At 50.1% G+C, this 8,834-nt stretch carries 9 protein-coding genes; all 9 read left to right on the plus strand.

Annotated features, from left to right (window positions below):
* The first annotated feature begins 8 nt into the window (after positions 1–8).
* The 9 genes from Q0R57_RS08985 to Q0R57_RS09025 all read left to right on the plus strand — a co-directional run bounded on the left by Q0R57_RS08985 (position 9) and on the right by Q0R57_RS09025 (position 8,627).
* The gene (locus tag Q0R57_RS08985) at positions 9–1,142 is read left to right on the plus strand and encodes a dTDP-glucose 4,6-dehydratase (protein WP_294746284.1); all 1,134 of its coding nucleotides are present in this window, start codon (positions 9–11) and stop codon (positions 1,140–1,142) included.
* A 32-nt stretch (positions 1,143–1,174) separates the two neighbouring features.
* Positions 1,175–2,380, plus strand: a complete 1,206-nt coding sequence (gene purT / locus Q0R57_RS08990; RefSeq protein WP_294746287.1) for a formate-dependent phosphoribosylglycinamide formyltransferase — start codon at positions 1,175–1,177, stop codon at positions 2,378–2,380.
* Positions 2,361–2,774 carry an FdtA/QdtA family cupin domain-containing protein gene (locus Q0R57_RS08995; protein ID WP_294746291.1) on the plus strand — a complete coding sequence of 138 codons (414 nt, stop codon included), beginning with the start codon at positions 2,361–2,363 and terminating at the stop codon, positions 2,772–2,774. Before purT ends, Q0R57_RS08995 begins: the two co-directional genes overlap by 20 nt.
* Positions 2,762–3,700, plus strand: coding sequence for a GNAT family N-acetyltransferase (locus Q0R57_RS09000; protein ID WP_294746294.1), 939 nt, complete (start codon positions 2,762–2,764; stop codon positions 3,698–3,700). The genes Q0R57_RS08995 and Q0R57_RS09000 overlap by 13 nt, the downstream gene beginning before the upstream one ends.
* Positions 3,688–4,794, plus strand: coding sequence for a DegT/DnrJ/EryC1/StrS family aminotransferase (locus Q0R57_RS09005; protein ID WP_294746297.1), 1,107 nt, complete (start codon positions 3,688–3,690; stop codon positions 4,792–4,794). The genes Q0R57_RS09000 and Q0R57_RS09005 overlap by 13 nt, the downstream gene beginning before the upstream one ends.
* A 4-nt stretch (positions 4,795–4,798) precedes the next feature.
* On the plus strand, positions 4,799–6,163 hold the full coding sequence (locus Q0R57_RS09010) for an MBOAT family O-acyltransferase (RefSeq protein ID WP_294746300.1): 1,365 nt from the start codon (positions 4,799–4,801) through the stop codon (positions 6,161–6,163).
* Between the two features lie 26 nt (positions 6,164–6,189).
* Positions 6,190–7,098, plus strand: a complete 909-nt coding sequence (locus Q0R57_RS09015) for a hypothetical protein (protein WP_294746303.1) — start codon at positions 6,190–6,192, stop codon at positions 7,096–7,098.
* A gap of 125 nt (positions 7,099–7,223) precedes the next feature.
* Entirely contained in the window at positions 7,224–7,820 is a 597-nt protein-coding gene (locus Q0R57_RS09020; protein ID WP_294746306.1) for a hypothetical protein, read from the plus strand.
* Between the two features lie 87 nt (positions 7,821–7,907).
* On the plus strand, positions 7,908–8,627 hold the full coding sequence (locus Q0R57_RS09025; protein WP_294746308.1) for a Bax inhibitor-1/YccA family protein: 720 nt from the start codon (positions 7,908–7,910) through the stop codon (positions 8,625–8,627).
* Positions 8,628–8,834: the final 207 nt, after the last annotated feature.

An 8,834-nucleotide genomic window follows, 5' to 3' on the forward strand; every position in this document is an offset into this window, starting at 1 on the left:
CCGAACGTATGAAAACAATCGTCATTACTGGTGGTGCAGGCTTTATTGGAAGCCATGTGGTGCGCCTGTTCGTGAACAAGTATCCTGAGTATCATATCATCAACCTCGACAAGTTGACTTATGCAGGTAATCTGGCCAACCTCAAGGACATTGAGGATAAGCCCAACTATGAGTTTGTGAAGATGGACATCTGCGATTTCGAAGCCTTCTATAAGCTGATGCAGGACAAGAAGGTCGATGGCATCATCCATCTGGCAGCCGAGAGTCATGTGGACCGCTCTATCAAGGATCCCTTCACCTTTGCCAAGACCAACGTGATGGGCACTTTGAGTCTGCTGCAGGCTGCAAAGCTCTATTGGGAGAGTCTGCCAGAGAAGTATGAGGGCAAGCGCTTCTATCACATCTCTACCGATGAGGTGTATGGCGCTTTGGAGCTGACACATCCAGAGGGCATCAAGCCTCCTTTCACCACAACGGCTTCGTCTGCAGAGCATCATCTGGCCTACGGCGATAAGTTCTTCCTCGAGACCACGAAGTATAATCCTCATTCACCCTATTCGGCCTCGAAAGCTTCGAGCGACCATTTCGTTCGTGCCTTCCACGATACCTATGGCATGCCTGTGGTGGTGACCAACTGCTCAAATAACTATGGTCCCTATCAGTTCCCTGAGAAGCTGATACCTCTTTTTATTAATAATATCCGTCATCGCAAACCGCTACCCGTCTATGGCAAGGGTGAGAATGTGCGCGACTGGCTGTTTGTAGAGGATCATGCACGTGCCATCGATATTATCTTCCACAAGGGAAAGATTGCCGACACATATAATATAGGCGGCTTCAACGAGTGGAAGAACATCGACATCATCAAGGTAGTCATCAAGACCGTTGACCGTCTGCTGGGACGTAAGGAAGGCGAGGATATGGACCTCATCACCTTCGTGACCGACCGTGCTGGTCACGACCTGCGCTATGCCATCGACTCTTCTAAGTTGCAGCGTGAACTGGGTTGGGAGCCTTCACTCCAGTTTGAGGAGGGCATCGAAAAGACTGTTCGTTGGTATCTCGACAACCAGGAGTGGCTCGACAACGTCACCTCTGGCGACTATCAGAAGTATTACGATAACATGTACGCAAACCGTTAATGTATATTGCCGTCACGGCAACCCCATAGATTATGAAGAAGATATTGCTTTTAGGCTCTGGAGAACTTGGTAAGGAGTTCGTGATTGCCGCTATGCGAGCAGGTCAGTATGTCATTGCCTGTGATCGTTATGATAACGCACCTGCCATGCAGGTTGCCGATGAACGTGAGGTGTTCTCGATGCTCGATGGCGATGCCCTCGAGGCTGTGGTCAAGAAGCATCAGCCCGACATCATCGTGCCTGAGATTGAGGCCATCCGTACGGAACGTCTGTTTAAGTTCGAGGAGCAGGGCATTCAAGTGGTGCCGTCGGCTCGTGCCGTCAACTTCACCATGAATCGTCGTGCCATCCGCGATCTGGCTGCCAAGGAACTGGGGCTGCGTACAGCGAAATACTTCTACGCCAAGACCTTCGAGGAGTTCAAGGCTGCTGCCGACGAGATAGGTTTCCCTTGTGTCGTGAAGCCTCTGATGTCGTCGAGTGGTCATGGTCAGAGCTATGTGCACAACGATGATGAACTGGAACAGGCCTTCAAGGAGGCGATGGAAGGTTCGCGTGGCGATGTAAAAGAGGTGATCATCGAGGAGTTCATCGACTTCGACTCAGAGTTCACCCTGCTTACCGTTACCCAGAAGAACGGCTGGCCTACGCTGTTCTGTCCGCCTATCGGACATGTACAGAAATCAGGTGACTATCGTGAGTCGTGGCAGCCCTATAAGATTAGCGATGATGCCCTGAAGCAGGCTCAGTTCATGGCCGACAAGGTGACGAAGGCACTGACAGGTGCTGGCATCTGGGGCGTGGAGTTCTTCCTCACAAAGCAGGGCGAGGTCATCTTCAGCGAGCTGTCGCCACGTCCCCACGACACAGGTATGGTGACGCTGGGTCATACCACGAACCTCAGCGAGTTTGAGCTCCACTTCCGTGCTGTGATGGGACTGCCTATTCCTGCCATCCATCTGGAGCATGCTGGCGCTTCGGCAGTCATCCTGTCACCTGTGGAGGCATCGACACCTGTCGACCGTTCGCTGTTGCCTTATAACCTTGATGAGGCTCTGAAGGAAGACCGTACTCGCATCCGCATCTTTGGTAAACCTGAGGCCCATAAGGGTCGCCGCATGGGTGTCGTGCTGTGCTATGGCGAGGTGGGCGATGATGTGGAAGCACTTCGAGACAAGGCTAAGCGTCTGGCAAAGACCGTATTAGGAACCGATCCCTATGCCAAACTTAGAGATTAAACTCATCGACCTGCCCAAAATCGTTGATCCGAGAGGCAACCTGACGGTGGCCGAGGGATGTAGCGAGGTGCCGTTTGACATCAAACGGGCCTATTGGGTATATGACGTGCCGGCTGGCGAGAGTAGGGGAGGACATGCCCATAAGCGCCTCCGTCAACTGCTCATCGCACTCAGTGGCTCGTTCCACGTCACCCTCGATAATGGCTATGAACGTAAGACCGTACTGCTGAATCACCCTTGGCAGGGACTTCTCATCGATACGAACATATGGCGAACACTTGATGATTTCTCGTCAGGAGCTGTCTGTCTGGTGCTCGCCTCTGAGCATTATGAGGAGGATGACTATATTTATGAATACGAAGAATTCCTGGACTACGTGAAATGTTCGAAATAAGGAGATACACACCAGCCGACAAACAGGCTTGGGACCGTTATGTGAGCAAGGCCCGCAACGCCACCTTCCTGTTCTATCGCAACTACATGGACTATCATGCCGACCGTTTTACGGATCATTCGCTGATGTTCTATGTGGGCTCCCATCTTCATTCTATCCTGCCTGCCAATATTGTGGGCGACACGCTCTATTCGCACCAGGGACTGACCTATGGCGGACTGGTGATGGACATCGACGTGACGGCAGCCGACGTCATACAGCTGTTTCGTGAGATGAACGACTGGCTACGTGCTGCTGGCATCCGCAGGGTGGTTTATAAGCCTGTGCCTTGGGTTTATCACCAGCATGCGGCTGAAGAGGATCTCTATCCATTGTTCTGGATTTGCAATGCCAAGGTTATCTCTCGTGATATCGGCACCGTCATCTTCATGCAGCAGCATCTGCGTTGGCGCAAAGACCGTCGTCGCCGTCTGCGTAAGGCTCATGACTTGGGTGTTGAGGTGAAGCGTGAGGATAACTTCCGCGCTTTCTGGCCTGTGCTTGAGAATAACCTCGTCGACAGACATGGTGTACGTCCTGTGCATACTGTCGAGGAGATAGAGCTGCTGCATTCGCGCTTCCCCAAGCATATTGTGCAGTATAATTCCTATTATAATGGTGAGGTGGTGGCAGGACTCACGTTCTATCTGTCACCGCAGGTGTTGCACGGCCAGTATTGCTCATCGACGCCTATTGGTAAGCAGGTGGGTGCTGTCGACGCTATCTACGAAAGGGCGATGTATGAGGACTTTCCGGACTATCAGTATCTGGACTTCGGACGCTCTACCGAGGGCGACGGTTCTGTACTTAACGACGGACTGGTGGCACAGAAGGAGGGCTTTGGAGGACGAGCCATCTGTTACGACACCTACGAATGGACACTATGACGATACCTTATCTCCCCCTTCAGCGTATCACGGCGATGCATGCCGCTGAGATTCACGAGGCTGTCAGCTGCGTGATTGATGGCGGCTGGTATCTCAAGGGGGAGGTGACCCAACAGTTCGAAAACGATTATGCCCGTTATATCGGCACGAGACATTGCATCGGCGTGGCTAATGGACTCGATGCTCTGACGCTGATTCTCAGAGCATATATGGAGATGGGCCAGCTCTGCGATGGCGACGAGGTTATCGTGCCTGCCAATACGTTCATCGCTTCTATTCTCGCCATTACGGAGAACCGCTTGAAGCCTGTGTTGGTAGAGCCTTGTCTCGACACCTTCCTGATTGATGACTCGCTCATCGAGCAGGCTATCACCCCTCGCACCAAGGCTATCATGATTGTCCATCTCTATGGTCGCTGTGCTTATACGGAGAGGATTGGGGCTTTGTGCGAGAAATATCATCTGAAACTCATCGAGGACAACGCTCAGGCTCATGGCTGTCTCTATGATACTCAGGCTAAAACAGGCTCGTTGGGATCTGCGTCTGGACATAGCTTCTACCCAGGTAAGAACTTGGGGGCACTGGGCGATGCCGGCGCTGTGACTACAAACGATGATGAGCTGGCTGCTGCGGTTCGTTCCATCGCCAACTATGGCTCTTCGAAGAAATACGAATTTGATTATGTGGGCCGCAACTCTCGCATCGATGAGATTCAGGCCGCTGTGCTTAGTGTCAAGCTGAAATACCTTGATTCCGATAATGCCCGTCGACAGGAGATTGCCAATTACTACATCGACCATATCTCCAACCCCTTGGTGCGATTGCCGGAGAGGTCGGAGAGCGTCTATCACATCTTCCCCGTTCTGACTGAGCGACGTGATGACTTGCAGCAGTTCCTGACCGAGAAGGGCGTGGGTACTGTGATTCACTATCCTATAGCTCCCCATCAGCAGCGTTGCTATGCCCACTGGAACCACGCACCGCTGCCTATTACAGAGCGTATTCATTCGCAGGAACTCAGTCTGCCTTGTCATCAAGCTATGACTGACGAGGAGGTTATGGAGATAGTACGACTCATGAACGAATTCCGTTGACATCATGTCCTTCATCTCTGTCGCGTTCCTCGTCTTCCTGCCCCTTGTATTCTTGCTTTATTGGGCTCTGCAGCGCCATTTGCGCTGCCAGAACATCGCCCTGCTCACAGCCAGTTATGTGTTCTACGCCTGGTGGGACTGGCGTTTCCTTTTCCTGATTCTCATCACCTCGGCATCAAGTTTTGCAAGTGGACTGCTTATGCCGAAGACCATTCATAAGCGCTGGGTGCTGACGGCCTGCGTCTTACTCAATCTGGGAATCTTGGGTGTGTTTAAGTACTATGGATTCTTCATTGACAACCTGCAGGCGATGCTTGCTCCCTTAGGTGTCGCTCTCGATGTGCCAACGCTCCATCTCATCCTGCCTGTAGGTATCAGTTTTTATACTTTTCAGTCGCTGAGTTATGCCATCGATGTTTATCGTGGCACCTTAACGCCAACACGTCATATAGTTGACTTCTTCGCCTATATCGCCTTCTTCCCACAGCTGGTGGCTGGTCCCATTGAGCGTGCCACAAACCTCCTCCCTCAGATATCATCGCCTCGCACCTTCCGCTATGACGAGGCGGTTGAAGGCCTCAGGCGTATCCTTTGGGGATTCTTCAAGAAGATGGTGGTGGCCGACAACTGCGCATTGGCTGTCAATACCATCTGGGCTGATTATGCTGGAGCCGATGCAATGACGCTGGTGGCAGGTATGTTGCTCTTCACCTTTCAGATTTATGGCGACTTCTCTGGCTATTCTGACATCGCCATTGGTACGGCCCGCTTGTTTGGCATCCGACTCATGGAGAACTTCCGATTGCCTTATTTCTCAGCTACGATGCCTGAGTTCTGGCGTCGATGGCATATCTCGCTCATGACGTGGTTTCGCGACTATCTCTACATTCCGCTTGGGGGCAGTCGTGAGGGCACACTCCGAACCATCCGCAATATCCTTATCGTCTTTCTGCTCAGCGGATTATGGCATGGGGCCAACTGGACGTTTGTGGTATGGGGACTCTACAACGCTTGTCTGCTGCTCCTTTGGCGAGTGGTACGTCTGCGCTCCATACTCCTCACCTTCCTGCTGGCAGCTGTCGGATGGGTCGTCTTCCGTTCTGCCAGTATGACAGAGGCAGTCGATTATCTCTCGACGCTCGTCTCTCAGCTCTCTACCCTTCATCAGGGCTCCATCGCTCATGGTAAGCAGGCTTTGTTGTGGTGCCTGTTACTCGTGGTCATCGAGTGGCTGCAACGGCGCAAGGATCATCCTCTACAACTCGATGCATTGCCCGTCTGGGTGCGCTGGACTGCTTATTATGCGCTCATCCTTCTCATTGTCTTCGCACGAGGTGAGGAACAAACCTTTATTTATTTCCAGTTTTAGCTCTGTCTTCTTACCTTATTAATAATATGAAGAAGTTTCTCGTCCGAACAGCCGCTTTCCTCCTGCCAGTCCTGCTTATTTTGGTTTTGGCCGAGGGCTATGTGCGCAGTATTCCTTGTTCCTATCAATACAAGGACCAGTGGCTTGAGACTCATGGTGAGAAGGTGTCGACGCTGATACTGGGCAACTCGCACGCTTTCTTCGATTTGCGACCTTCGGCCTTTGCCGACAGTACTTTTAATCTCTCTAATGTCTCGCAGCGGTTGGAGCACGACGTTTTCCTGCTCAAGTACTATGCGAAGGGCTGTCCCAATCTCAGACAGGTCATCCTCGTGGCTGACAACTCCAACCTCTTCGACCTTCCGATGGAGGATGATGAGCCAGGACGTGTGACCTACTATCAACTTTATATGCATTATCAGAGCCCATTGACCCCATTCGCCTCGTTAGGTTCTTGGGCCCCGTATCCTCTTGAACTTTCCTATATCAACAGTTTCTGGGCCAAGATTACAAGACATTGGCACGGGAAGGGCATCTCGTGTGACAGTCTTGGGTGGGGCATTGATGATAAGGTTGAGCTGCGCAACCCAGTCGACTTCGAGCCAGAGAGAGTTCGCTCGCATAACTTCCACAATTGGACATCCACCCTTCGCAATGTTATCGCCCTTTATCGCATAGCCAGCTGGTGTCAGTGCCATCATGTCTCTCTGGTCGTTCTTCAAACGCCTGTCACACAGTCATATACACAGAAGGCTGACAAATGGCAACTGGACTTCGTCAATAGTATCCTCAGCTGTTGCCAGCAGCATTTCGGTGCCATCGTTGCTGATTATTCTTGCGACACTCGCTTCTCCGATTCCGATTTCTTTGATACCGATCACCTCACCGACCAAGGTGCCACCAAGTTCTCCAATATCCTCAGCTCAGAACTGTAAAGTACTAGTTCTTCTGTCTCTCATTCAAAAAAAGAGGAAAAGATGGTGTGTATTCCGATTTTTATTCGTACCTTTGCAGCCGGAAAATATAAGACCGTAGTGGAACGTTAAAAATCTTTGGAATTATGACTAATCGTACTAAATGTAGCTTGAACGGTGTACACTATTTCATTTCGGCTTTTGTGCTTGTCATGCTGTTGATAGGCAACTGGAGTTGTGAGGAAAGACCAAGACAGCGTAGTGGTGGACAGAAGACTGTCGCTGCTAAGCAGGCGGCCAAGGATACAACGCAGCAGGCTGACGAAATGACGAAGGAAGCACAGAAGGAGGCTGAAAAGGCACAGTATATGGAGGCCTGTAAGTCTTTCCTGAGAACCTTCTATGAAGAGGCAGATCAGAATTATTATGATGACGACTACGTAAGAAGCAACATCACCAAAAAAGCAGAGAAATATCTCATTGACAGTTATGATGTCGAGTGCCAGTCGCACAAATGTATGGCTACATGGCTGTTCTATCAGGAGGGTAATGTGGATATCGGCTCTTTGACGGAGTGCATCGTTGATGCCGTTGACGAGAACACTTATCGAGTAACGTGTGTGTCGAGCTATATGTCTGGCGAGTATCAGGAATATCGCTATACGCTGCTTATTGGCGTCGTGAGAGAGGGCGACTCCTTCAAGATCGATTCTCTGAAGATGGAGTCGAGCGAGTACGTTTGATGATAATTAAGTTTTTTTTGGCACTCTTTTTGCCGTAATTCCAATAAAATGACTATCTTTGTCACGAATTTAAATTAAATGAAGATTATGGATTACGAAGAAATGAATTACCAGTCTTTTCCACAGGGACGTCAGTGGGAGGTCTCAATGGCTTTTCCTGTCTTGATGCGCAAGACTTATATGTGGATGTCAATGGCGCTGGTCCTCACAGGACTCTCTGCCTTTGTGGTGGCTACCAATGCTACCATCAGCAATTTCCTGTTTACTTATCATCAGCTCATTTGGGTGCTGTTCCTTGCTGAGATTGGACTCGTCATCGGACTGAGTGCTGCCATCAATAGGATTTCCCTGGCAACGGCTACACTGATGTTTGTGGCATATGCCATCCTGAATGGTGTGACACTCTCGTCGCTGTTCTATGTCTACACCATGGGCAGCCTCGCTTCAACGTTTCTGATCTGTGCAGCCACCTTTGGTGCTATGTCGCTGGTGGGATACACCACCAAGTCAGACCTGTCATCAATAGGTAAGTATCTTATCATGGCCCTCATCGGTCTTATCATCGCAACAATAGTCAACATCTTTGTTAAGAGCTCTGGTCTCGAAATGATCATGACCTATGTTGGCGTGTTGATATTCGTGGGACTCACTGCCTACGACACACAGAAGATCAAACGTATGTTTATGAATGCTCCCGATGCCAGCGAGTCTACACAGAAATATGCCGTTCTGGGAGCCCTCACACTCTACCTCGATTTCATCAATCTGTTTCTCTATCTATTGCGACTTTTTGGAAGAAGGAACTAATTCTATTATATATATAAAAGGTATAAGTCCGAGGTTTTGTCAATTAAATTGAAAAACTTCGGATTTTTTTGAAAAATAACTGCCGAAAAGTTTGGTAGTTCAGAAAAAAGTAGTACCTTTGCATCCGCTTTCGCCCAAAAACGAGAGCATCGAAAGAGAGTTCTTTGAAAGATTTACATAGACAGAAGTAGTACAAGAAGCGAGTGT

The organism is uncultured Prevotella sp., assembly GCF_946407605.1.
Taxonomy (GTDB): domain Bacteria; phylum Bacteroidota; class Bacteroidia; order Bacteroidales; family Bacteroidaceae; genus Prevotella.

Coding starts and splice junctions, on each gene's coding strand:
- Q0R57_RS08985 (WP_294746284.1), top strand. CDS start 9: ATGAAAACAATCGTCATTACTGGTGGTGCAGGCTTTATTGGAAGCCAT.
- purT (WP_294746287.1), top strand. CDS start 1,175: ATGAAGAAGATATTGCTTTTAGGCTCTGGAGAACTTGGTAAGGAGTTC.
- Q0R57_RS08995 (WP_294746291.1), top strand. CDS start 2,361: ATGCCAAACTTAGAGATTAAACTCATCGACCTGCCCAAAATCGTTGAT.
- Q0R57_RS09000 (WP_294746294.1), top strand. CDS start 2,762: ATGTTCGAAATAAGGAGATACACACCAGCCGACAAACAGGCTTGGGAC.
- Q0R57_RS09005 (WP_294746297.1), top strand. CDS start 3,688: ATGGACACTATGACGATACCTTATCTCCCCCTTCAGCGTATCACGGCG.
- Q0R57_RS09010 (WP_294746300.1), top strand. CDS start 4,799: ATGTCCTTCATCTCTGTCGCGTTCCTCGTCTTCCTGCCCCTTGTATTC.
- Q0R57_RS09015 (WP_294746303.1), top strand. CDS start 6,190: ATGAAGAAGTTTCTCGTCCGAACAGCCGCTTTCCTCCTGCCAGTCCTG.
- Q0R57_RS09020 (WP_294746306.1), top strand. CDS start 7,224: ATGACTAATCGTACTAAATGTAGCTTGAACGGTGTACACTATTTCATT.
- Q0R57_RS09025 (WP_294746308.1), top strand. CDS start 7,908: ATGGATTACGAAGAAATGAATTACCAGTCTTTTCCACAGGGACGTCAG.